Annotated in this window: 25 protein-coding genes; 16 read left to right on the top strand and 9 right to left on the bottom strand. The window is 57.6% G+C overall.

What is annotated here, in order from left to right; genetic code table 11:
- Window positions 1-65 precede the first annotated feature (65 nt).
- The 7 genes from ACR0BF_RS01540 to ACR0BF_RS01510 are packed head-to-tail and all read left to right on the top strand — an operon-like array spanning window position 66 to window position 5,487.
- The gene (locus ACR0BF_RS01540; RefSeq protein WP_267364197.1) at window positions 66-770 is read left to right on the top strand and encodes a response regulator transcription factor; all 705 of its coding nucleotides are present in this window, start codon (window positions 66-68) and stop codon (window positions 768-770) included.
- A 31-nt stretch (window positions 771-801) separates the two neighbouring features.
- Window positions 802-2,520 (top strand): ATP-binding protein, encoded by a 1,719-nt coding sequence (locus ACR0BF_RS01535; RefSeq protein ID WP_480623490.1) that lies wholly within the window; start codon window positions 802-804, stop codon window positions 2,518-2,520.
- Between the two features lie 3 nt (window positions 2,521-2,523).
- Entirely contained in the window at window positions 2,524-2,994 is a 471-nt protein-coding gene (locus tag ACR0BF_RS01530; protein ID WP_480607892.1) for an HPr kinase/phosphorylase, read from the top strand.
- On the top strand, window positions 2,991-3,872 hold the full coding sequence (gene rapZ, locus ACR0BF_RS01525; protein ID WP_480473854.1) for an RNase adapter RapZ: 882 nt from the start codon (window positions 2,991-2,993) through the stop codon (window positions 3,870-3,872). The genes ACR0BF_RS01530 and rapZ overlap by 4 nt, the downstream gene beginning before the upstream one ends.
- On the top strand, window positions 3,869-4,261 hold the full coding sequence (locus ACR0BF_RS01520) for a PTS sugar transporter subunit IIA (protein WP_209506320.1): 393 nt from the start codon (window positions 3,869-3,871) through the stop codon (window positions 4,259-4,261). Before rapZ ends, ACR0BF_RS01520 begins: the two co-directional genes overlap by 4 nt.
- 16 nt (window positions 4,262-4,277) lie before the next feature.
- Window positions 4,278-4,547, top strand: coding sequence for an HPr family phosphocarrier protein (locus ACR0BF_RS01515; protein ID WP_209506323.1), 270 nt, complete (start codon window positions 4,278-4,280; stop codon window positions 4,545-4,547).
- A gap of 40 nt (window positions 4,548-4,587) precedes the next feature.
- The gene (locus ACR0BF_RS01510) at window positions 4,588-5,487 is read left to right on the top strand and encodes a lysophospholipid acyltransferase family protein (protein WP_480473853.1); all 900 of its coding nucleotides are present in this window, start codon (window positions 4,588-4,590) and stop codon (window positions 5,485-5,487) included.
- A 47-nt stretch (window positions 5,488-5,534) separates the two neighbouring features.
- On the opposite strand, the gene ACR0BF_RS01505 is transcribed toward ACR0BF_RS01510, so the two are convergent.
- Entirely contained in the window at window positions 5,535-6,410 is an 876-nt protein-coding gene (locus ACR0BF_RS01505; RefSeq protein ID WP_209506328.1) for a 3-hydroxybutyryl-CoA dehydrogenase, read from the bottom strand.
- Window positions 6,411-6,574: 164 nt separating this feature from the next.
- Here ACR0BF_RS01505 and ACR0BF_RS01500 point away from each other — a divergent pair, with 164 nt between their 5' ends.
- Complete coding sequence (locus ACR0BF_RS01500; RefSeq protein WP_480624134.1) at window positions 6,575-7,378, top strand: DUF6473 family protein; 804 nt, start codon at window positions 6,575-6,577, stop codon at window positions 7,376-7,378.
- A gap of 59 nt (window positions 7,379-7,437) precedes the next feature.
- Here the strand turns inward: ACR0BF_RS01500 and ACR0BF_RS01495 are convergent, their stop codons facing one another.
- From ACR0BF_RS01495 to ACR0BF_RS01470, 6 genes are all read right to left on the bottom strand, one after another.
- Window positions 7,438-8,367 (bottom strand): electron transfer flavoprotein subunit alpha/FixB family protein, encoded by a 930-nt coding sequence (locus ACR0BF_RS01495; protein WP_480624133.1) that lies wholly within the window; start codon window positions 8,365-8,367, stop codon window positions 7,438-7,440.
- Window positions 8,367-9,125, bottom strand: coding sequence for an electron transfer flavoprotein subunit beta/FixA family protein (locus ACR0BF_RS01490; RefSeq protein WP_209506332.1), 759 nt, complete (start codon window positions 9,123-9,125; stop codon window positions 8,367-8,369). Before ACR0BF_RS01490 ends, ACR0BF_RS01495 begins: the two co-directional genes overlap by 1 nt.
- A 200-nt stretch (window positions 9,126-9,325) precedes the next feature.
- Window positions 9,326-9,898, bottom strand: coding sequence for a cob(I)yrinic acid a,c-diamide adenosyltransferase (locus ACR0BF_RS01485; protein WP_267364209.1), 573 nt, complete (start codon window positions 9,896-9,898; stop codon window positions 9,326-9,328).
- Entirely contained in the window at window positions 9,898-10,101 is a 204-nt protein-coding gene (locus tag ACR0BF_RS01480) for a twin transmembrane helix small protein (RefSeq protein ID WP_480519502.1), read from the bottom strand. The genes ACR0BF_RS01485 and ACR0BF_RS01480 overlap by 1 nt, the downstream gene beginning before the upstream one ends.
- Before the next feature lie 77 nt (window positions 10,102-10,178).
- Window positions 10,179-11,006: an SDR family NAD(P)-dependent oxidoreductase gene (locus ACR0BF_RS01475; RefSeq protein WP_480624132.1), complete on the bottom strand. Its 828-nt coding sequence runs from the start codon at window positions 11,004-11,006 to the stop codon at window positions 10,179-10,181.
- A 69-nt stretch (window positions 11,007-11,075) separates the two neighbouring features.
- Window positions 11,076-11,705, bottom strand: coding sequence for an SH3 domain-containing protein (locus tag ACR0BF_RS01470; protein ID WP_480624131.1), 630 nt, complete (start codon window positions 11,703-11,705; stop codon window positions 11,076-11,078).
- A 201-nt stretch (window positions 11,706-11,906) separates the two neighbouring features.
- On the opposite strand from ACR0BF_RS01470, the gene ACR0BF_RS01465 reads away from it, so the two are divergent.
- The 3 genes from ACR0BF_RS01465 to tuf all read left to right on the top strand — a co-directional run bounded on the left by ACR0BF_RS01465 (window position 11,907) and on the right by tuf (window position 16,236).
- On the top strand, window positions 11,907-14,255 hold the full coding sequence (locus tag ACR0BF_RS01465; RefSeq protein WP_480473847.1) for a DNA topoisomerase IV subunit A: 2,349 nt from the start codon (window positions 11,907-11,909) through the stop codon (window positions 14,253-14,255).
- 99 nt (window positions 14,256-14,354) lie between these two features.
- Complete coding sequence (locus tag ACR0BF_RS01460; RefSeq protein ID WP_480473846.1) at window positions 14,355-14,948, top strand: hypothetical protein; 594 nt, start codon at window positions 14,355-14,357, stop codon at window positions 14,946-14,948.
- 112 nt (window positions 14,949-15,060) lie between these two features.
- Window positions 15,061-16,236, top strand: coding sequence for an elongation factor Tu (gene tuf, locus ACR0BF_RS01455; RefSeq protein WP_480624130.1), 1,176 nt, complete (start codon window positions 15,061-15,063; stop codon window positions 16,234-16,236).
- 114 nt (window positions 16,237-16,350) lie between these two features.
- Here the strand turns inward: tuf and ACR0BF_RS01450 are convergent, their stop codons facing one another.
- Window positions 16,351-17,535: an alpha/beta hydrolase gene (locus ACR0BF_RS01450; protein WP_480624129.1), complete on the bottom strand. Its 1,185-nt coding sequence runs from the start codon at window positions 17,533-17,535 to the stop codon at window positions 16,351-16,353.
- Between the two features lie 120 nt (window positions 17,536-17,655).
- Here ACR0BF_RS01450 and ACR0BF_RS01445 point away from each other — a divergent pair, with 120 nt between their 5' ends.
- On the top strand, window positions 17,656-17,856 hold the full coding sequence (locus tag ACR0BF_RS01445; RefSeq protein WP_480518643.1) for a hypothetical protein: 201 nt from the start codon (window positions 17,656-17,658) through the stop codon (window positions 17,854-17,856).
- A gap of 61 nt (window positions 17,857-17,917) precedes the next feature.
- Here the strand turns inward: ACR0BF_RS01445 and rpe are convergent, their stop codons facing one another.
- Entirely contained in the window at window positions 17,918-18,607 is a 690-nt protein-coding gene (rpe, locus tag ACR0BF_RS01440; protein WP_480554578.1) for a ribulose-phosphate 3-epimerase, read from the bottom strand.
- A gap of 161 nt (window positions 18,608-18,768) precedes the next feature.
- On the opposite strand from rpe, the gene phnC reads away from it, so the two are divergent.
- The 4 genes from phnC to phnE (ACR0BF_RS01420) all read left to right on the top strand — a co-directional run bounded on the left by phnC (window position 18,769) and on the right by phnE (ACR0BF_RS01420) (window position 22,872).
- Complete coding sequence (gene phnC / locus ACR0BF_RS01435) at window positions 18,769-19,590, top strand: phosphonate ABC transporter ATP-binding protein (RefSeq protein WP_480554577.1); 822 nt, start codon at window positions 18,769-18,771, stop codon at window positions 19,588-19,590.
- A gap of 67 nt (window positions 19,591-19,657) precedes the next feature.
- A complete protein-coding gene (phnD, locus tag ACR0BF_RS01430) occupies window positions 19,658-20,560 on the top strand; it encodes a phosphonate ABC transporter substrate-binding protein (protein WP_480605140.1) in 903 nt (300 codons plus the stop codon).
- Window positions 20,561-20,626: 66 nt separating this feature from the next.
- On the top strand, window positions 20,627-21,508 hold the full coding sequence (phnE, locus tag ACR0BF_RS01425) for a phosphonate ABC transporter, permease protein PhnE (RefSeq protein ID WP_480624128.1): 882 nt from the start codon (window positions 20,627-20,629) through the stop codon (window positions 21,506-21,508).
- Window positions 21,505-22,872, top strand: coding sequence for a phosphonate ABC transporter, permease protein PhnE (gene phnE, locus ACR0BF_RS01420; protein ID WP_480624127.1), 1,368 nt, complete (start codon window positions 21,505-21,507; stop codon window positions 22,870-22,872). The genes phnE (ACR0BF_RS01425) and phnE (ACR0BF_RS01420) overlap by 4 nt, the downstream gene beginning before the upstream one ends.
- The last annotated feature ends 201 nt before the right edge of the window (window positions 22,873-23,073 follow it).

The following is a 23,073-nucleotide window of genomic DNA, read 5'->3' as shown; positions in this document are numbered from 1 at the left end:
CCGCCAACAATGCCTTACAAATAAGCGAATTATTGCGCGAGTGAGCAGGAATAGGGGTGAGCCCGATGTCAAAGATTGCACTTGTGGATGACGATAGAAACATTCTGACGTCTGTATCCATGACACTCGAAGCCGAAGGTTTCGAGGTTGAAACTTATAATGATGGCCAGGCCGCGTTGGATGCGTTCAACAAGAAGTTGCCGGACATGGCCGTGCTCGATATAAAGATGCCGCGTATGGATGGCATGGATCTGCTACAGCGGCTGCGTCAGAAAACGCAGATGCCGGTGATCTTTCTGACCTCGAAAGATGATGAAATCGACGAGGTTCTGGGTCTGCGCATGGGCGCGGATGACTATGTAAAAAAGCCCTTCTCGCAACGGTTGCTGGTTGAGCGCATCCGCGCGCTGCTGCGCCGGCAAGAAGCAACAAGCGGCGATGCGATCGCTGCCAATAGCAATGACACAAAGGTTATGGAACGCGGCGACTTGCGGATGGACCCGCTGCGCCATGCAGTCAGCTGGAAAGGGAATGATGTATCCCTGACCGTGACCGAATTTCTGCTTCTTCAGGCACTTGCCCAGCGTCCGGGTTTCGTCAAAAGCCGCGACCAGCTGATGGATGTGGCCTATGATGATCAGGTTTATGTGGATGACCGGACGATCGACAGCCACATCAAGCGTCTGCGCAAGAAGATGCGCGCGGCTGATCCCGAGTTTTCGGCGATCGAAACCCTTTATGGTATCGGTTACCGGTACAACGAAGAATAGGCGCCACGCCAGCAAGGGGTAATGGGCTCTCGTGCGCGACACCGAAGCAGCAAGCGAACTACGTGACGGTGACGTCGTACTCGGGGATGACTGGGTCATTCCCGACGATTCCGAGTCAGCGGAACTGAGGGAAAAACGTTCTCAGAGAAACCTGTTTTCTCTGCGAGGCTCGCCTTTGGCGCGCAAGATCATCACCTTTAACCTGATCGCGCTGGTGATCCTGGTTACGGGGCTGCTGTATCTGGACGATTCGCGGAAAGAGACGGTTCAGCAAACAGCGCGCAATCTGCTTGGCGATGCGCAGCTGGTCAGCAACGTCTTTGAAACCCAGCTGCGACAGGGTGCGCAACACACCGCACAGGATGCTGGGAACCTCGACGTAAGAGATACGCTGTCTGGGTTGACACTTCCCGAAGGCGGCGAAGTCTTTGTCTATGACGCCAGTGGCACCCTGATTGGCTGGACACGCGGCGCCCCGCAAGTGTCGGCCATGCCGGTTCTTCTGCAAACCAATTCCGAGCTGCAAACCGGCAGCACAGTAATCAGCGACACGCTGAACGCGGTGTGGATCGGTGTGTCGAACCTTCTCAACTGGTCGACCGAGGTCGAGGCACCGACGCTGGCACAACGGGTGCAGGGAATAATCCCGCAGGCGCTGGCAGGCCAAAGTCAGGTGCAGGCTGTTCAGGACGCCGCAGGTGAGACCGTGATCGTGGCCGCTGCGCCGATCCTCTACGAAGATACCCCGGCCGGAGCGGTCGCCATCACCGGCCCAGCAGGCGAGATTGACGCATTGGCCCGTCGCGAGCAGGAACGCATCCTGCAAATGTTCGTGGTGGCTTTGCTGGTTTCGGTGGGTCTGAGCCTTGTGCTGGCTTCGACCATTGCCAACCCGCTGGCAGATCTGGCCGCAGCGGCGGAAATGGGTAAGGACCGGGGCACAGGGGTAAATCCGGGGCGCATTCGCATCCCTGATCTTAGCGCCCGTCCCGATGAAATCGGCCGCCTTAGCCGCGCTTTGCGGGGCATGGTAAATGCTCTGTATAATCGGATTGACGCAAACGAACAGTTCGCAGCTGATGTCGCCCACGAAATCAAGAACCCCCTGGCCAGCTTGCAATCCGCTGTCGGTACATTTCGCATGGTCAAGCGCGAAGATCAGCGCGACAAGCTGCTGGCTGTGATCGAGCATGACGTTCGGCGTCTGGACCGGCTGGTCAGCGACATCTCGAACGCATCGCGTCTTGACGCGGAACTGGTCAAGGAAGAAGAGCAACCCTTTGATCTGCTCAAACTGATTGGCAATTTAGGTCAATATCTGGGTGAGGATGCGCGATCGAAGGGGATCGACTATATCACCGATCTGCCATCCGATCCGATTGTCATCAACGGGCTTGAGGCCCGGCTGGCGCAGGTTTTCGTCAATCTGATCACCAATGCCATTTCCTTCTGTGAAGAAAATGACGCGATCAGGGTCTGGGTGCGTCAGCGCGACAACCGTGTTCTTGTCGTGGTCGAAGACACCGGGCCGGGTATACCGGAACAGGCCTTGACCAAAGTGTTCAAGCGATTCTATTCGCAACGCCCACCCGAGCATTTCGGCAACAATTCGGGGCTCGGTTTGGCCATCTCGAAACAGATTGTCGAAGCCCATGGCGGCGTAATCTGGGCTGAGAATATCCGCCCGACAGAGGCTGATATCACGTCAGACCCGCTGGGCGCGCGTTTTGTGGTGGGGTTGCCCGTATAAACCATGCAAGCAAGTTCTCTGTCAGACGCCAAAGACCGGGACAGCGCTTGTGTTCATGCCTCATGTATAACAGTGGCCGGGCGCGGGCTGTTGATTGTCGGTGCCTCGGGCGCGGGAAAATCGGCATTGGCATTGCAGATGATGACCTATGGGGCAGGGCTGGTTGCGGATGATCGGGTCGAACTGTCAAGGCGGGGCCATCAGGTCATTGCCGCCGCCGTGCCGCAGATACAGGGTTTGATCGAGGCCCGTCACATTGGTTTGATCAAAGCGGATGCATTCGGACCGGTCCCTTTGGACTATGTTATGGACCTGGATCAAAACGAGCCGCAGAGGTTGCCTGCCGAGGCGACAATCGTGCTGCTGGGGCAAACTGTTCCCTTGCTTCGCGGGGCAGGCGTGCCCAACTTGGCCGCAGCGTTGATGCAGCTTCTGAAATATGGGCGTGTACACCCGGAATGGCCGAACAAATGACAGAGCAACGGCGGATCGTGTTGGTTACAGGCCCATCAGGGGCCGGAAGATCCACAGCCATTCATGTCCTGGAAGACCTGGGCTTTGAGGCTATCGACAACTTGCCGATGGGCCTGTTGCTGCGCCTGCTGGACAGTGCGGACAGCGACCGCCCAATGGCGCTGGGCATTGACGCCCGCAATCGCGATTTCTCGACAATCGGGTTTATCGAACTGGCCGAAAGCCTGGGTCGCATGGCGCGGGTGGATTTGACCGTTCTGTATCTGGATTGCAGCGACGACGTGTTGGTGCGCCGGTTTTCGGAAACTCGCAGGCGGCACCCCGTTGCCAAGAATGCCAGCCCTGAGACCGGCGTTCAGCGTGAAAAAGAGCTGCTGGCCCCCATACGCGAGATTGCAGATACCCTGATCGATACAAGCCATCTGAACGTGCATCAGCTGCGGGAAGAAGTTGAAAACTGGTTTGCGCCCCAAGGGGGGCGACATCTGGCAGTTTCAATCGAGTCGTTTTCGTACAAGCGGGGCCTTCCGCGCGGGCTGGACATGGTCTTTGATTGCCGGTTTCTGGCAAACCCCTATTGGCGCCCCGAGTTGCGGGCGGCGGACGGGCGGCACTCGGACGTTGCGCGCTTTGTTCAATCGGATATGAATTACGCACCCTTTCTTGAACGTGTTATGGATTTGCTTACTTTGTTGCTGCCGGCCTTTCGGGCCGAAGGAAAAGCACATCTGTCGGTGGCTTTTGGATGCACGGGTGGGCAACACAGATCCGTCGCAATGGCAGAAGCTGTTGCAAAGGCCCTTGCAGAGGACGGGCAGCAGGTGGCAATTAGACATCGCGAGATGGAACGTCGGTCGTTGAGTGTGAGGTCGGATTGATCGGAATAGTGATCGTTGCGCATGGCGGTTTGGCCCAGGAATACCTGGCCGCCACACAGCATGTGGTCGGACCGCAGCCCGGCCTTGTAGCCATTGCGATCGAACCCGACCACGATAGGGATGAAAAACAGGCGGAAATCTGTCGTGCGGCTGACGAAGTGGATATGGGCGACGGTGTTGTCGTTGTAACCGACCTGTTCGGTGGCAGCCCTTCAAATCTCAGCCTGCGGGCCTGTGCGCCTCAGGATCGGCGGATATTGTATGGGGCAAACCTGCCAATGCTCATTAAATTGGCCAAAAGCCGCCACTTACCCGTTGGTGATGCTGTCCGCCAGGCAATGGAAGCTGGACGGAAATACATCAATGCGCAAAATGTGACTTTGGACTAAAACCGGATTGATGAATATGACCACCCGAAGCCTGAAAATTATCAATGAAAAAGGTCTGCATGCCCGCGCCTCGGCAAAACTGGTCGAGGTTGTGGAAGGTTTCGACGCGCATGCCGAGGTGTCGAAGGACGGAATTTCTGCGTCAGGTGACAGTATTATGGGCCTTTTGATGTTGGCAGCCTCTCGCGGAACAACTATTGACGTCGAGACCTCCGGGCCGGATGCTGAAGCATTGGCAGAAGCTCTGGAAGCGCTTGTGAACGACAAGTTCGGAGAGGGGTTCTAAGCTGCCCTTGCCGGGACAGGAAGAACGGGAAGACCAGGAATTGGCGGAAACGACGCACGAGACCAAGACAAGCCCGGTGGTGGATGGGACCGCAGATCAGGGCGAGATCTACGACCGTAGAACTCTGACCTATGCAAACTCGTTCGATGACGCCTGGACTTCAACGGCCATTCGCGCCATCGAATGGTGCACGGGCAAGCTGACCATTCTGCGGATGGTCAACAAATTCGAGAAAAAGAACGAATTTTATCGTGGGCAGCGGTTCTGGGGTGGCGCGCTTGAGGTGATGGGGATCGACCTGACCACGCCGCTAGAGCAGATCGCCCGTATTCCAAAAACCGGCCCTGTGGTTGTCGTTGCCAACCACCCCCACGGAATGGTGGATGGTATGATTCTGGCCGAGTTGATCGGGCGGGTTCGCAGTGATTATCGCATTCTGACCCGCTCGGTCCTGACGGGTCTTGATGAGGCCGCGACGTCTTTCATGATCCCGGTTCCATTTCCGCATGACCCCGAGGCGCAGGCCAAGATGCTGGAAATGCGTGGCAAGGCGATGGACCATCTGAAAGACGGCGGCGTCGTGGCGCTGTTCCCGTCCGGTGTCGTCATGTCCTCGGATGACTGGTTCGGCCCCGCGGTCGAGCGCGAGTGGAATGTGTTCACCGCAAAAATGATCCGCCGTTCAGGTGCGCGCGTGGTGCCTATTTTCTTTCCCGGCAGCAACTCTCGATGGTACCAGATCGCCAACAAACTGTCGCCGATCCTGCGGCAAGGCTTGCTGCTGCATGAAATCGTCCGCTCGTGCAAAAAACCGCAATCGCCAGTCATCGGCGATCCGATCTCGGATCAGGACATGGAACAGTTGGAGCGTGACCCGCGTGGTTTCATGACATGGCTCAGAAACCATACAATGTCGCTGGGCAAGTCAGGCCAATCCTGATCCGTGTCTTCATCTGACCGACACCGTGCTTGGCAAGGGCGGTTTTGTTAACGTGTCGGAACCGGCACCTCGCCGCGATAATCATAGAAACCGCGCTGCGTCTTGCGCCCCAGCCATCCGGCCTCGACGTATTTCGTCAAAAGCGGGCAGGGGCGATACTTGGTATCGGCCAGACCATCATGCAAGACGTTCATGATGGCGAGACAGGTGTCCAGCCCGATGAAATCCGCCAATTCCAAAGGCCCCATAGGGTGATTCGCACCCAGCTTCATCGATTGGTCGATGGACTGGACGCTTCCGACACCTTCATACAGCGTATAAACGGCCTCGTTGATCATCGGCATCAGGATGCGGTTAACGATGAAAGCCGGGAAATCTTCGGCGCTGGCAGCCGTTTTGCCCAGCCGGTCCACGACCGCCTTGCAGGCTTTGAAGGTTTCCTCATCCGTTGCGATACCGCGGATCAGTTCCACCAATTGCATGATCGGAACCGGGTTCATGAAGTGAAAACCCATGAAACGTTCGGGCCGGTCGGTACGGCTGGCCAGACGCGTGATGGAAATGGACGACGTATTCGACGTCAGGATCGTATGCGGCAGAAGATGAGGTTGCAGATCTTCGAAAATGGCTTGTTTGACCGTTTCCCGCTCGGTCGCGGCTTCGATCACCAGATCGGTCTGTCCCAGCTGCGGCAATTCAAGGGTGGTTGTAATACGCTTCAGGGCCGCCTGCATCGCATCGTCAGTGATCTTGCCACGTGATGCCTGACGCGCCATGTTGCCTTCGATCGTGGCCATTGCGCTGTTCAACGCATCCTGACTGACATCATTCAGCAAGACATCGTATTCCGCCAAAGCCAGAACATGGGCAATGCCGTTGCCCATCTGACCCGCGCCAATCACCCCGACCGATTTAACTTCCATGTTCAGCTGCCTTTGCCCTGGAGGATACCGGGACAGTATCGGCAGACCGGGGCAGGCGGCAAGGGGATCGAACCGGTCAATTTTGCTTCAAATGCGCGCATTAGGAGATTCTCAATACCTAAGGCCGCAAATTGGCAATTGGGTGAAAATGTGGGGGGGTTGGTATGAGCTTTCATCGGGTCAGCGACAGCACAGAGGCCGCGTGCCAATATGCCGGATCAAACCTTTGGTTTCGGGCGCCGCCCGGAAATCTTGAGACGCCTTACGTGGCCTGTCTGGGTGGAGAAGAGACGTTTGGCCGGTTCGTGGAATATCCGTACCCGGCATTGCTTGCAAAAAGATTGCCGCAGCCTTGTATCAATTTTGGCAGTCTTTTTTGCGGGGCTGAGGCATTGCTTGCTGATCCGGGGGTCTTAAATCTTGTCAACGGATCGGACCTTTGTGTGCTGCAAGTGCTGGACGTGCCTTACCAGTCGAATAGGTTTTATCGCGTGCATTCGCGTCGGAATGATCGGTTTCTTGAACCCTCGTGCGACCTGCTGGACCTTTATCCCGAGGTCGATTTCACGGATATCCACTTTGTCAGGCATTTGCTGGAACGGTTGCGGGCCATTAAGGATGCGCGCTTTGAGGTTGTAGCACAGGAGTTGCGAGAGACTTGGTTGCGCAACACATCCGAGCTGATACGCCGGATCAAGCCGGGGGTTGTTCTTCTCTGGCTGCATATACAGCGACAGGAAGACCGGCATCGCGACCTTGTCCTGCCCGACGCTGACATGATCGAACAGGTTCGACCGCTATGTGCCGATGTCGTGGAATGCTCGGTCAGTGTGTCCTCCTTGTCAGACGAGATCGAGGACGTGTTGTTCGGGACGCTGCAACAGCCTGTGGCCGAGCATATGCTCGGCCCCTCTGCGCATAGAGAGATTGCCTTGAAGCTTGAGGCGGCTTTGAGGGGATTGAATTGAAAAAGGCCCGCTTGGTGGCGGACCTTTGGTGATTGTGGGGCTAAGATCCCGGGCTGTGTTCAGCCGAGTTTTTCGGTCAGTTCCGGGACCGCCTGGAACAGGTCGGCGACCAGTCCGAAGTCGGCGACCTGGAAGATCGGTGCTTCTTCGTCCTTGTTGATCGCAACGATGACCTTTGAATCCTTCATGCCCGCAAGGTGCTGGATTGCGCCCGAGATTCCGACCGCGACATACAGATCAGGCGCAACAACCTTGCCGGTCTGACCCACCTGCCAGTCGTTCGGGGCATAGCCCGAGTCCACAGCGGCGCGCGATGCGCCAACCGCTGCACCCAGCTTGTCAGCCAGAGCTTCGATCAGCTTGAAGTCGTCTTGCGAGCCGACACCACGGCCGCCCGAGACAACAACGCCTGCCGAGGTCAGTTCCGGACGGTCGCTTGCAGCCACCTTGTCTTCGACCCACGACGACAGGCCGGGATTGTCGCCGACCGAGATGGTCTCGACCGCAGCCGAGCCGCCGGTCCCCGCCGCATCGAAGGACGCGGTGCGGATGGTGACGACCTTCTTGGCGTCGTTCGACTTCACGGTCTGGATCGCATTGCCCGCATAGATCGGGCGCTCAAACGTCGAGCCGTCAACCACGCCCGAGGCATCCGAGATCACCATCACGTCCAGCAGGGCTGCGACGCGCGGCATCACGTTCTTGGCGTCGGTGGTCGCGGGGGCCACGATATGCTCGTACCCATCGGCCAGACCCACGATCAGCGCGGCGGTCGATTCCGCCAGGCGATGACCCAGCGACGCGTCTTCGGCCACCAGCACCTTGGACACGCCGTCGATCTTGGCGGCAGCCTCGCCGGCAGCGGCGGCCGAGCCGCCTGCGGCCAGAACGGTCACTTCACCCAGCACCTTAGCGGCGTTGACGGCCTTGGCGGTGGCGTCCAGCGCCAGTTCGCCATTGTTGACTTCGGCAAGCAGAAGTACAGCCATTACACAGCCCCCACTTCTTTGAGTTTCGAAACCAGCTCATCCACCGAGCCAACGATGATACCTGCGGCCCGTGCCGGCGGTTCTTCGGTCTTGACGATTTCTAGGCGCGGCGTGACGTCGACGCCGTAATCGGCGGCGGTTTTCTCGTCCAGCGGCTTTTTCTTCGCCTTCATGATGTTGGGCAGCGACGCATAACGCGGCTCGTTCAGGCGCAGGTCAACGGTCACGATGGTCGGCATCTTGACGCTGATGGTCTGCAACCCGCCATCCACCTCGCGGGTGATCTTGGCGCTGTCGCCTTCGATATCCAGTTCCGAGGCAAAGGTGCCCTGCGACCAGCCCAACAGGGCCGACAGCATCTGGCCGGTGGCGTTCATGTCGTTGTCGATCGCCTGCTTGCCCGCCAGAACGATACCGGGCTGCTCTTCCTCGACCACTTTGGCCAGGATCTTGGCAACCGCCAGCGGCTCGATATCGGTGTGCACATCATCCGTCGCAACAACCAGAATCGCGCGATCAGCCCCCATGGCCAGCGCGGTCCGCAGCGTCTCCTGCGCCTGCTTCACACCAATCGAAACGGCAACAACTTCGTCTGCCTTGCCAGCCTCTTTCAGGCGAATGGCCTCTTCAACCGCAATCTCGTCGAACGGGTTCATCGACATTTTGACATTGGCGAGATCAACACCGCTACCGTCCGCTTTCACGCGGACCTTCACATTGTAGTCAATCACGCGTTTGACAGGTACCAGTACCTTCATTGTAGCGCTTTCTCCTCAAAAAAACGGCAAGCCGCGAAGGCGACTCCACCAATGCTCTCGTCGGACTTGATAACGTCTGCTGCACCCGCAAAACAGAGCAAAATCGTCACGTCGTCGCGTCGGGACGTCGCGTTTTGCAGTTTTTTACCTTGAGGCACGCAAGATTGTTGCCCGCATTGTGCCTATTTTCTGGGAAATATTCAGCGGTTCGCGCCAGGAACCCACAGCACGTCGTCCTTGCCATCATTGTTTGCGCAACGGGCCGCGACGAAAAACCAGTCACTTAGCCGGTTGAGGTATTTGACGGCCACGTCGTTAACCGGTTCCATATTTGTCAACTCGACTGCCAATCGCTCGGCGCGACGCGATACGGTGCGGCACACGTGCAAATGCGCGGCCAGCCGCGACCCCCCCGGCAGGATAAAGCTGCGCAGCGGTTCCAATGTTTCGTTCATGATGTCAATTTCGGCTTCCAGCCGGTCGATCTGAGCGGATACGATTCGCAGCGGTGGATAGTCCGCTTCGGCATCCTTCTCCATTTCAGGGCGGCAGAAATCTGCGCCAAGATCAAACAGGTCGTTCTGAATCCGCGACAGGGCGGCATCGACTTCGCCTTCAGCCTCGGTGCGGGCCACGCCAACAAAAGAATTCAACTCGTCCACTGTTCCGTAGGCGGCAACGCGTCCCGAATACTTTGCCACACGCTCGCCATTTCCCAGTGCGGTTTTGCCATCGTCGCCGGTGCGTGTGTAGATTTTGTTCAGCACAACCATTACTGCACTCCTTGCCCGCGTAGATAGACGTAAAGCACGATTAAAACTACGGCGATGAACTGAAAGAGGATGCGCAGGCGCATCATCTTGTTGCTTTTCTTAGCTGCTTCCATGCCGCCTTTGCCGAAATTCGCGATGCCCAGGGCTAACACAACGACAACCGCCGCCATGGCCAGAAGCAGAATGACCATTAAAGGGTCCATTTAAAGTCACCGTCCGGTTTTTTCGATTATCACCCATCTAGCGTCAAGGCACCGAAAAGCGAACGGGAAATAACGTCTCAGATATCCGAAAGGATGCGGTCCGTGGCTTTTGTTGGCAGAATCCGGCGCAGAACCCCTGCGATATATGTCGGGGTGGTCACATAGTAGCGTGGTTTGGGGCGGCGCGCCTCGACCGCATGGGCCAGCTTGTCGGTGACGGCGGAGGCGGGCAGTTCGAACCGGTCCGGTGCACTGTTTTCGTATAACCGCTTCAGCAGCGAACCTTCGTATTTTTCCCGCAGGGCCGAGTTCTCCCAGTCGATGTACTTTTCGAACACCGGGATTGCCTTTTCCCTGAGCTTCGAGGTGATCGGGCCGGGCTCGATCAAAACGACCTGAATGCCGGTATCCCGCAGCTCCAGCCGCAAGGTGTCGGTCAGTCCTTCGATGGCGTATTTGGTGGCGACATATGCGCCGCGCCAGGGGAAGGCGACAAGGCCCAGTACCGAGGAACATTGCACGATCCGGCCGTGGCCCTGCTCGCGCATGACGGGAATAACCTGTCGGGTCAGCTCGTGCCATCCAAAGACATTTGTTTCAAAGATATGGCGCAGAGCGTCTGTCGGGACGTCTTCAACCGCACCGGGCAGTCCATGCGCGCCGTTGTTGAACAGCGCGTCCAGCGTACCGCCCGTTGCTTCAAGTACGTGTGACAATCCCGAGGAAATGGTGTCTTGGTCAGTATAGTCGATTCTTGGGCTTTCAAACCCTTGCGCGCGCAGGCGATCACAGTCGCGCTGCTGTCGGCAGGATGCAAACACACGCCAGCCTCGTGCACGCATTCCGTGTGCTGCGTCCAGCCCAATGCCCGACGAGCATCCCGTAATAAGAATCGATTTCTGCATGTGCCTTCCGAAGTTGAACCCCGCCAAAAGCTAGGGTGGGGTTTGCGGCAGGGCAATGACGTCCGGGCGTCAGTTTGATGTTTTCCGGACAAGTGATGCTGAAATCCACCCAACCTGTTGCGCGGGCAACACCCGCAGGCGCAGCCAGCCGGTGCCGGAGTCACTCAGGACCTCGACCCGTTGGCCAAGCGCGGCCTTGCCGATGATGGGATAGATCGTGCCGGGGCCATCGCGCAGATTAACCCGGGTGCCCGAAATTTCGCGGATGTCGGTCTGGGCCTCGGCAGGCGTGGGCAGTTCGACGACGGGCAACTCAGCGTCGGTGACCACCTGCTCCAGCGCGCTTACGCCCTGCTCCAATGATGCCAGGGTCAGGGTCACGCTTTCGTCTTTAAACAGCGAGGGATTGGCTTTCAGGCCAGCCGCGACCTGCGAGAGGAGGGCCTTTGTTTCGTTCTCACCCAACTGGGCTACGGCCTCGGCAACAGGTGGATCCGCCAGAGCGGGTTTGACGGCGGTCCGGGTGACCAAATCTTCAACAGGTGCAGGTTCAACGACCGGTGCAACCGGTTCGGCCACGACAACCACGCGTTCCGGTTTGGCAGGGCGTACGCCGCGCGGTTCAAAATCGGGGCCGCCGCTCATCACATAAAAGGTCCAACCGAGCGCGGCAAAGGTAACAAGTATCAGGCGCGTCATGGCGCATCCCCCAAGGCAATCGTAACATCAACAAATGGCAGTATCTCAATTGATGAAAGCTTAGCATATTTCGGGGGACGAGTCGAAAAATGGGGGAAAACAACATGGTGTCTCCCCCTGTTGCAAAAAGCACGACTTTTCCCCAGCAATTTATGTGTTGCTCGCTTTACCAGGGCGCACTTGCGTCGTATCACATCATATATGAACGATACGATCGATGACCCCAACATGGAGGCCCCTGCAGGTGGGGGCGAGGTGGCGGAACCGCTGCGCCGCGCGATTGGTGAGCGGTATCTGACCTATGCGCTGTCCACCATCATGCACCGGGCGCTGCCCGATGCGCGGGACGGGTTGAAGCCGGTTCACCGCCGAATCCTCTATGCGATGAGAGAGTTGCGACTCAGTGCAACCGGAGGTTTCCGGAAGTCTGCCAAGATTTCCGGCGACGTGATGGGCAACTATCACCCGCATGGCGATGCTGCAATTTACGATGCGATGGCGCGCCTGGCGCAGGATTTCAACGTCCGCTATCCGCTGGTCGACGGGCAGGGCAATTTCGGCAATATCGACGGCGATAACCCGGCGGCCTCGCGATACACCGAGGCGCGGATGACCATCGTGGCCGAGGCGCTGCTGGAAGGGTTGAACGAAGACGCCGTTGATTTCCGCGACAATTACGACGGCACCCTGACCGAACCGGTCGTGCTGCCTGCACAGTTCCCGAACCTGCTGGCCAATGGCGCAAGTGGTATCGCGGTGGGGATGGCGACGAATATCCCGCCGCACAACATCTCGGAACTCTGCGATGCCTGTCTGCATCTGATCAAGACACCGGAGGCGCGCGACGACACGTTGCTGAACTACGTGCCCGGCCCTGACTTCCCGACCGGTGGCGTGATTGTCGAGCCGCCCGAGAATATCGCGCAAGCCTATCGCACCGGGCGCGGTTCGTTCCGTTTGCGCTGCAAGTACGAGGTCGAGGATTTGGGGCGCGGACAGTGGCAGATCATCGTCACCGAGATTCCTTATCAGGTTCAAAAGTCCAAGCTGATCGAGAAGATCGCCGAGCTGATCCAGACCAAGAAAATCCCGATCCTTGCCGATGTGCGCGACGAATCCGCCGATGACATCCGTCTGATCCTCGAGCCGCGCTCCAAGAATGTGGACCCTGAGGTGCTGATGGGCATGCTTTATCGCAACTCGGACCTTGAGGTGCGGTTCAGCCTGAACATGAACGTGCTGATCGACGGGGTGACGCCCAAGGTCTGCTCGATGAAGGAAGTGCTGCGCGCGTTTCTAGATCACCGACAAGAGGTGCTGCTGCGCCGCTCGCGCCACCGCATGGCCAAGATCGACCACCGGCTGGAAGTGTTGGAGGGCTTTATCGTTGCCTTCCTGAACCTCGACCGTGTGATAGACATCATCCGCTACGACGAAGACCCCAAAGCCGCGCTGATGCGCGAGGATTGGGGGATCGCCCACATCCGCGCCACCAGCGAGGCCGACTATGTCTCACCCAAACCGGGCGAGGGCGAGTTGTCCGAGGTTCAGGTTGACGCGATCCTCAACATGCGCCTGCGCAGCCTGCGCCGTCTGGAAGAGATGGAGCTGGTTCGCGAACGCGATGAGTTGATGCTGGAACGTGCCAACCTCGAAGACTTGTTGGCCGACGAAGGCCTGCAATGGGCCAAGATTTCCGAGCAGTTGAAAGAGACAAAAAAGACCTTCGGCAAAGATTACGAAGGCGGCGCGCGCCGCACGCGGTTCGCCGAAGCGGGTGAGGTCGAAGAAGTGCCGCTTGAGGCGATGATCGACCGCGAACCGATCACGGTCGTCTGCTCTCAGATGGGTTGGATTCGCGCCATGACCGGTCATATCGACCTGACCCGTGAATTGAAGTTCAAGGATGGCGATGGGCCGCGCTTTATCTTCCATGCGGAAACGACCGATCGGTTGCTGGTCTTCGCTTCGAACGGGCGGTTCTATACAGTCAGCGCGGCCAACCTGCCCGGCGGGCGGGGCATGGGCGAACCCCTGCGCCTCATGGTCGATTTGCCGAACGAGGCACGGATCATCGATATCCTGATCCACAAACCGGGGCGCAAGCTGCTGGTGGCCTCGGATGCGGGCAACGGGTTCATGGTGCCCGAAGATGACGTGCTGGCCCAGACGCGAAACGGCAAGCAGGTGCTGAACGTCAAGGACGACGAAACAGCAGTGATCTGCAAACCGGTCGAGGGCGACCACGTTGCAATCGTGTCCCAGAACGGCAAGTTCCTTGTCTTCCCGACAGAAGAATTGCCCGAAATGACTCGCGGCAAGGGCGTGCGCCTGCAAAAATACAATATGGCACGCGGGCGGCAGGGGACGCTTGAGCTGGACGGCGGTCTGTCTGACATCACCACCTTCAACTGGGAGGAGGGCCTGAAATGGTCCATGGGAGGCGACAAGACCCGGCATGAGGCAGATATGTCCCAATGGCTGTCCAAGCGCGCCAGCGTAGGGAAAAAAGCGCCTTACGGCTTCCCGCGGGACTATAAGTTTTCGTGATCCGACCCCGGTTGCGGTAGAAATCCACCGATACGGCTTGGCACAACCCGCATCGGTGCGCTACACCCAATAAAAACAGGCCTATCGAGACAGAGAGACATGTTGCGCATTCTGACCCTAATCACCGGATTGGCCCTGATGGCCGCTTGCACGCAGACGCAGGTTTATGAGCCGCCTGAATCGCTGGGTGAATTCAAGCTGCGGGTCAACTACGCGTTCGCTGACAAGGCCGTGCAAGGGCCAGTATCCCGCGATGCAACACCCGACGAATGGACGAAGGCCATCCAGAATGCAGTCGATATTCGTCTGGGCCGTTATGAAGGTACGCAGGAATATGACATCGGAATCAGCCTGGAAGGCTACATGCTGGCGCCCCCGGGAATCCCGATCATCTACAATCCCAAAAGCACTGCGATTGTGCTGGTCAACGTTTATGACGTGAAGAAAGAAAAGTTTCTGGCAAAGGGAAAGCAGTTCCAGGTGCTGGAAGACACGACCGGAGGCAGTGCGCTGAAAGGGTCGGGGCACGAGCGTACCAAAAACGAACAGATGGCCGGTCTGTCACTGAAAGTAGCCGACCGGGTCGAAGAGTGGCTGGCTGAAGAACATGAAGAGAATGGCTGGTTCGAAAAACGGCCAGACCTGATCCAGCCCCTCGATTCCACCGAGGTTACGCAAAATCCGGCGGGATAACCGCATTTCCCTCAGGATGTGCTTGATTTTCCCCTTTGAACCAAATATCTCGCGCGCGCAGATAGTAACCCGGGACCAAGGGTCCCCCAAATCGCAAAAGGGCGCCTGAGGAATGGCAAAGGAAAAGTTTGAGCGTACAAAACCGCACGTCAACATCGGCACGATTGGGCATGTTGACCATGGTAAGACGACGCTGACCGCAGCGATCACCAAGTATTTTGGTGACTTCAAGGCGTATGACCAGATTGACGGCGCGCCGGAAGAGAAAGCCCGCGGCATCACCATCTCGACTGCGCATGTGGAATACGAGACCGACGCGCGCCACTATGCGCATGTCGACTGCCCCGGCCACGCCGACTACGTCAAGAACATGATCACCGGTGCTGCTCAGATGGACGGCGCGATCCTGGTTGTGAACGCCGCGGACGGCCCGATGCCGCAGACCCGCGAGCACATCCTGCTGGGCCGCCAGGTTGGCATCCCGAAGATGGTCGTGTTCATGAACAAGGTTGACCAGGTTGACGACGAAGAGCTGCTGGAACTGGTGGAAATGGAAATCCGCGAGCTGCTGTCTTCGTATGAATACCCCGGCGACGATATTCCGATCATCGCAGGTTCGGCTCTGGCCGCGATGGAAGGCCGTGACCCTGAAATCGGCGAGAACAAGATCCGCGAGCTGATGGCGGCTGTTGACGAATATATCGACACGCCCGAGCGTGCTGTTGACCAGCCGTTCCTGATGCCGATCGAAGACGTGTTCTCGATCTCGGGCCGTGGTACCGTTGTGACCGGCCGTATCGAGCGTGGCGTGATCAACGTTGGCGACGAGATTGAAATCGTCGGCATCCGCGACACCAGCAAAACCACCTGCACCGGCGTTGAAATGTTCCGCAAGCTGCTGGACCGCGGTGAAGCAGGCGACAACATCGGCGCCCTGCTGCGTGGTGTGGACCGTGAAGGCGTTGAGCGTGGTCAGGTTCTGTGTAAGCCGGGTTCGGTTACACCGCACACCAAGTTCGAAGCCGAAGCCTATATCCTGACCAAGGAAGAAGGCGGCCGTCACACCCCGTTCTTCGCGAACTACCGTCCGCAGTTCTACTTCCGTACGACTGACGTGACCGGCACCGTGACCCTGGCGGAAGGCACCGAGATGGTCATGCCCGGCGACAACGTGTCGTTCGGCGTTGAACTGATCGCACCGATCGCGATGGAGCAGGGCCTGCGCTTCGCCATCCGCGAAGGCGGCCGCACCGTCGGCGCCGGCGTCGTGTCGAAGATTACTGAATAATTCGCTCAAGCGAATGTTTAGACGGAAAGGGCGCCCTTCGGGGCGCCCTTTTTCTGTCGCTATGCGCTTGTTGTCCCTAAGAGTGTGATGAATGCAATAGATCGTAGGGTTTTCTCAGGTTCGGATAAAATCGTTTATACTTTTCATCATTCTGGAAAAGTCCGGTTCGGTCTCAAAAAGTAAATGGTTCGGACTGCTTAGTTGGACACATGACGCGTTTGGGATTTCTGAGGCCAGCAGCTTCCCCTCAGAAAGTGGTGCCACAGCGTCCATATCACTGTGGAGCACCAGAGTCGGTACTGTGACATCCGGCAACATATCGATTACGTTAATATCGTCAAACATCGCGCGAAATTGGGCAATATTTTCAGCTGGCCCGCAAAGCTTCTGAAATTCGTTGAACCATTGTGTTTCTTCTTTGGTGGCATCCGGCATGAACATCGTTGTCAAAATTTGGCGGATTGCCGGGTTATCGTTACCCCAACTGGTACGGATCAGTTTTACGAGGGCTTCGCTTTCTTCAAATTCAACTTCATTTCCACGTTGTCTGCGTCCCCGCGGATACCCCCCGCTGAGGATAAGGTGGGAAATGCGTTCGGAATGTCGAAGAGCATATGCCACCGAAACGGACGCACCCTGTGACAATCCCAAAACTGCCACGTTTTTAAAGCCGTAGGCGTCGACGACAACTTCCATGTCATCGACCATGCGGTCAAAGCTGATGTCGACATCTTTCCATTGAGACATCCCATTTCCGCGCTGATCATAACGGATGACAGAGAAATGTTGTGAAAGGTGTCGAATATAGTCGCCAAAAGCTGGGCTTTGCCAGTCTTGCTCTAGATGTGTCATCCAGCTTCCTGAGATCAGCAAAGGATAACCTTCACCAGAAACGGTATGAGCTATGGATGTTCCGTCATAGGAACGACAGAACTTTACTGGCGGCAAAGAGGACGGTTGACCATTTGGAACTCCGTTGCCTGAGCTTGGCTCTTCATCCGGTTTTATGGATATCGCGCCCAATAGGCGGAAGCCACGTCGCCCCACGGTCTCTAGATAGAGCGGATTTTTGGCGCTATCGCCGAGCGCTTTTCGGATTTCAAAGATGTATTCCCGTACCAGATCCGGGTTCACGTTCAAATCCTGCCAGACCGCCGCTAGAATTTCTTCCTTGGACAGAACGACGCCTGTCTGAGAAATCATAAAGGCCAGAACTTCGGATGCTTTGGGTGACACTGAGGAATTACCCTGGTCCGATGAAAGTGTGCCATCGTCTGGATTTAATTCCCATTGCCTCATGCAGGCCTCCATCGTTGTGTTAAAATTCAACGATATAACAACGATAAGTCAACGGTGCCGTTGTTCGTGAACGGGTAAGCTCAATCGCGAGGCTAACCGGGACTGAAGATAATGCCACAGATGTCGACAAATAATTTGCACCCGAAAACTGCTATCGGCCAACCCGAAACTGCCACTGAAGCTGCCCTTTTGTTGCTACGTATCGCAGATGAGTTGGAGGGAGAGATTTGCCGCGCGCTTTTGGATGGGGATGTTGATTTGGCTCAGCGTTTGGCATTGCCGCAAGCGCGGTTGAAAAAGCTCAGCCCGTTTCTGCGTTAGTCGAAACCGGCTGAGCTTTAAAATAAGTGAATTCCAGCGTGCTAATAAACGGACGCCAGTTTTAGCCCAGAGAGGTTTCCGCCGCTGCCCGAACGGCCCGGATGTTCTGACCGTATACCTCGGGTTGATCCACCGAACCGCCCTTGAAGACAGCCGACCCTGCGACCAGCACATCAGCCCCCACTGCGGCAACAAGGGGTGCTGTCTGGGGATCAACACCGCCGTCGATCTCGATATGCACCGGGCGGTCACCGATCATCTGGCGCAATTTGCGGATCTTGCTGGTCATGTCGATGAACTTCTGGCCGCCAAAGCCGGGGTTCACGGTCATGACGCAGACCAGATCGGTGAGGTCCAGCAGGTGTTCGACCGCCTCAGCCGGGGTGCCCGGGTTCAAGGCGACGCCTGCCTTCATGCCTGCGGCGCGGATTGCTTGCAGCGTGCGGTGGGTGTGGGCCCCCGCCTCGACATGCGCGGTCAGAATGTCAGCGCCTGCATCAGCGTAGGCCTGAATGTATGGATCGACCGGCGTGATCATCAGGTGCACGTCCATGACCGTCTTTACATGCGGGCGGAAGGCTTTGACGGCTGGCGGGCCAAAGGTCAGGTTCGGGACGAAATGGCCGTCCATTACGTCAACATGGACCCAATCCGCGCCCTGCGCTTCGATGGCCTGAATTTCCTGCCCGAAATTGGCAAAGTCGGCGGACAGAATGGACGGCGCGATCTTGATGGTGCGGTCAAAGCTCATATTGGCCTCGTGTCAGCTGAAGAGTCGCGGATGCGTATACCCGTGAGGCGGAGCGATGGATACCCCCCGCGCGCCGGGGCGTTACAAAACTTTCACTACGCTGACACATATCCTTTGAACGGCATCTGTAGCAGTCCGCCAACACGAATTGGGGGTGGCACGTGCTGCGTATCAAGAAACTGACCAAACGCTTTGGTGACAATGTTGCCGTGAATGCCGCGACGCTGGATGTGGACAGGCCGTGCATGATCGGGATCATCGGACGGTCGGGCGCGGGTAAGTCCAGCCTGCTGCGGATGATTAACCGCCTGACGGATGCCAGCGAAGGCGAAATCCTGTTTGAGGGTCGGGACATCACCCAACTGAAAGGCCGTGAGAAACGCGCCTGGCAGGCTGATTGCGCGATGATCTTCCAACAGTTCAACCTGGTGCCGCGCATGGATGTGGTTTCGAACGTGCTGCATGGCACGCTCAACCGTCATTCGACGCTGGCCGCTATGTTCAACCTGTTCCCGATGGATGAAATTCACCGTGCCATCGACATTCTGGACCGGTTGGGAATTGCGGAACACGCTCCGAAACGGGCCGAGGCCTTGTCGGGCGGCCAGCAACAGCGCGTGGCGATTGCGCGGGCGCTGATGCAGGACCCGAGGATTATTCTGGCGGATGAACCAATTGCCTCGCTGGACCCGATGAATGCACAGGTGGTGATGCAGGCGCTGCGCCGCATCCACGAAGAAGATGGCCGTACCGTCATCGCCAACCTGCACACGCTGGACACAGCACGTCGCTATTGCGACCGCGTGGTTGGGATGCGCGACGGGCGCATCGTCTTCGATGGGCTGCCCGAGCAACTGACCACAGGCGTCGCCCGCGAGATCTATGGCGCCGATGCCAGCTTCTCGGAAGAAGCGACATCAACGGAAATCGAAACGCTCGACGCCACGCGAAAGGCGCTGATGGAAGCAGAAGCAACCATCTGAGCCATCCCAACCCCTTTCATCGCCCGGCCCGGTGAGAGGCCGGGGTTATCAAACTGGAGAGAGACAGATGAAAAAACTGATTGCTGCCTTGGTCGCATCCACAACACTGGCTGCACCGGTCATGGCCGAAGAAATCAGCGAATTCCGCATCGGCATTCTGGGTGGCGAGAACGCTCAGGACCGGATGAGCAAAAACGAGTGTCTGCGCGAATACACCGAAGAACTGTTGGGCGTTCCGACCAAACTGTTTGCCCCTGCCGACTATAACGGAGTGATTCAGGGGCTGCTGGGCGGCACGATTGATGTCGCCTGGCTGGGTGCGTCGGGCTATGCCAAAACCTATCTGAGCGACCCCGACGCGGTTGAGCCGGTACTGGTCAAGGTGAACACCGATGGCGGCTACGGCTATTACTCGGTTGGGTTTGCACACAAGGACAGCGGCATCACCTCACTTGAGGACATGAAGGGCAAGGTTTTCGGCTTTGGCGACCCGAATTCGACCTCGGGTTATCTGATCCCGTCGATTGAGATTCCCCAGGCCACCGGAGCAACCATGGAGTCGGGTGACTATTTTGCTGAGGTGAAATTCACCGGCGGTCACGAGCAGACCATCGTTGCGGTGAACAACGGTGACGTAGATGGCGGTGTGACCTGGGCCGATGGTCTCGGCGAGTGGGAAGACGGCTATCAGTCGGGCGCACTGCGCCGCGCTGTGGATGCTGGTCTGGTCGACATGAACGATCTGGTCGAGATCTGGAAATCGGCACCGATCCCGGAAGGTCCGGTTGTACTGCGCAAGGCTCTGCCCGAGGATGTCAAAGCTCAGGTTACCGAACTGTGGAACACGCTGGATGAAAAAGACCGCGAATGTTTCTACGGCGTGGCCGCGGGTGAGGCCAAGAGCTTTGATCCTATCACGCATGAGGCCTACGAGGTCATCATCGAAGCGCGCAAGCTGAAGTCCAACTAAGACTGCATATCCAATGATCGGGGTCTGGCGATGTACCGGACCCCGTTTTCCCTTCAGGAGCATTCCATGACAGACCTTACCGCAGGGTCCTTATCCGTCGATCAGATCCGCAACGACTATACAGCGATGACACGGCGCAAGCGGGTCTATGGTGGTATCCTCCTGATCCTGTTCCTGTCGTTGATGGCGGCAGGGTTTCGCACAGCCGACAATCGGAATGCCGGCAGCTTTGTCGATGGCTGGCACCGTATCCTTGATTACCCCACAGAGGTTCTGTCCGAAGCGGCGGAAAAGATTGCCGAAATGCCAGCCAATCTGGTCTCGTTCTTCCCAGCCCTGGTCGAGACAATCAACATCGCGGCGGCGGCGACGCTTGTCGGCACAATTTTCGGAACGTTTTTCGCCCTGATGTCGACACGCGGCATGGCGCTGTGGCCGTCATTGATCCCGCTGTTTCGCCGAATATCAGACATCTGCCGCGCCATTCCCGAGATCGTAATTGCGTTGGTTCTGATCTTCATTCTGGGCGGTGGCCCGGTTCCCGCGATGATCGCCATCGCTATTCACACTGCTGGCGCATTGGGCAAGCTGTTTTCCGAGGTGAACGAGAACGCCTCCCTGAAACCGGTAGAAGGGCTGCATTCCGTGGGCGCCAATTGGTCACAGCGGATGTATCTGGGGGTGATCCCGCAGGTCGGGCCGAACTATGTCAGCTACGCGCTGCTGCGGTTCGAGATCAACATCCGTGCCTCGGCCATTCTTGGATTTGTTGGGGCGGGCGGTTTGGGTTACGAGCTGCGCAATGCCATGTCCTGGGGGCAGGGGCGTTATGACGAAGCCGCGGCCATCTTCATCCTTCTGTTCGTGACAATCGTGGTCGTCGACCAGCTGTCTGGCTACCTGCGCGACCGTCTGACCCACGGCTCGGAAAAAGGAGCTTTGGCATGAGCACCTTCGCAACCAATCTGACTGTCGATGACCTCAAAGCCGAAGCAGATCGCTTGTTCAACCGCAAGAGGCTGATGAACTTCGGGTTGCCTGCTCTGGTTTTCGTCTATTTGGTCTATGTCTTTTTTGCTTTTGACGTGTCGGGCCTTGTGGGGCGCGCAAACTGGGCAAATGGCAAGACGCTGGTGGCTGACAGCTATAGCTACAAAACGCATGTCGCGCGGGATAATCGCACCGGTGAAGTCTCTGCCGCCATCGAAGGTGAGCGCAAGGGCGCTTATCCTGATGGTCAGGCCCCGGAGTGGGTGGCACTGGGCGAGACGACTGTGATCGACCTTGAAAAGGGTCATGTCGTGCGTTTCGGCGCGCAGACGGTGGAATATGACATTCCCGGCTATGGCACCATTCGCGCGACACCCACGCGTTCGGCCGGTGTACAGGCGGAGTTGCCGGAGGGCGAAGTTCCTGAGTGGATCAACGTCTCCAAGAACCGGCTGTCTGTGTCCACGGACGCAGGTCGTTTGACTGTCACCCGCAACCGGTCCGAGGTGTTCCGCTATTTCACAGGGTGGGAATTGTTCTGGTTCACGCTGGACAGTCCTTATTTTGGCAAGTCCTTCCCGGTACTGGCCGGACGCGCGGTGTCGGGCGAGGCGGGTGCGATCTTTAATGATTTCTGGACCAACAAGATGTGGCGCCATCAGGATGTGGCCTGGGCCATCTTCGAGACGATGCTGATGGCATTTCTGGGCACGTTTGGCGCGGCGATTGTGGCCCTGCCATTGGCCTTCCTTGCGACGCGCAATTTCAACCGGATAACATCCATCCGCTTTGCTACGCGCCGTGTATTCGACTTTGTGCGCGGCGTGGATGCGTTGATCTGGACTGTGGTTCTGGCTCGCGCCTTTGGTCCCGGCCCGTTGACCGGTGCGCTTGCCATTCTGGTGACGGACACCGGAACATTCGGCAAGATCTTCTCGGAAGCGTTGGAAAATGTGGGTCAGAAGCAGATCGAAGGTGTGCAGTCCACGGGTGCAAACGCCCCGCAACGGTATCGGTTTGGCGTTATCCCTCAGGTTACGCCCGTTTTGCTGAGCCAGCTTTTGTATTTCCTCGAATCCAACACCCGCAGTGCGACGGTGATCGGTGCAATCACGGGCGGCGGCATTGGGTTACTGCTGACGCAGGCAATCATCACGCAGAAAGACTGGGAAGAGGTCGCCTATTACATCATCCTGATCATTCTGATGGTGATGCTGATGGATTGGTTTTCGGGCTGGCTGCGCCGTCGTCTGATCGAGGGTAAGGCGGGTAAAAAGCGCTGGCCGCGCACGCCCGACCCCAAACCGTTCCTGTTGCCCTGAACCGGGTTTGGAGTGACAAGAAAACAGCTCGGTTCAGTGCGGCGCAACCGTTTGAAGAAGCGTCACAGAGCTTATTCCATTACCGTTCATCCCATATTCAGAATAATGCTGACCCGAAAGGCAGCTGAACCGATTTTCGCACCATGCCCAACGGGATGCGACCCCCGGCAGGAGGTCGAGGTCGAGCGGCAGGGGTTGTGG

The sequence above is a fragment of the Ruegeria sp. AG7 genome (genome assembly GCF_056541545.1).
This window is presented reverse-complemented; position numbering and strand designations above follow the sequence as displayed.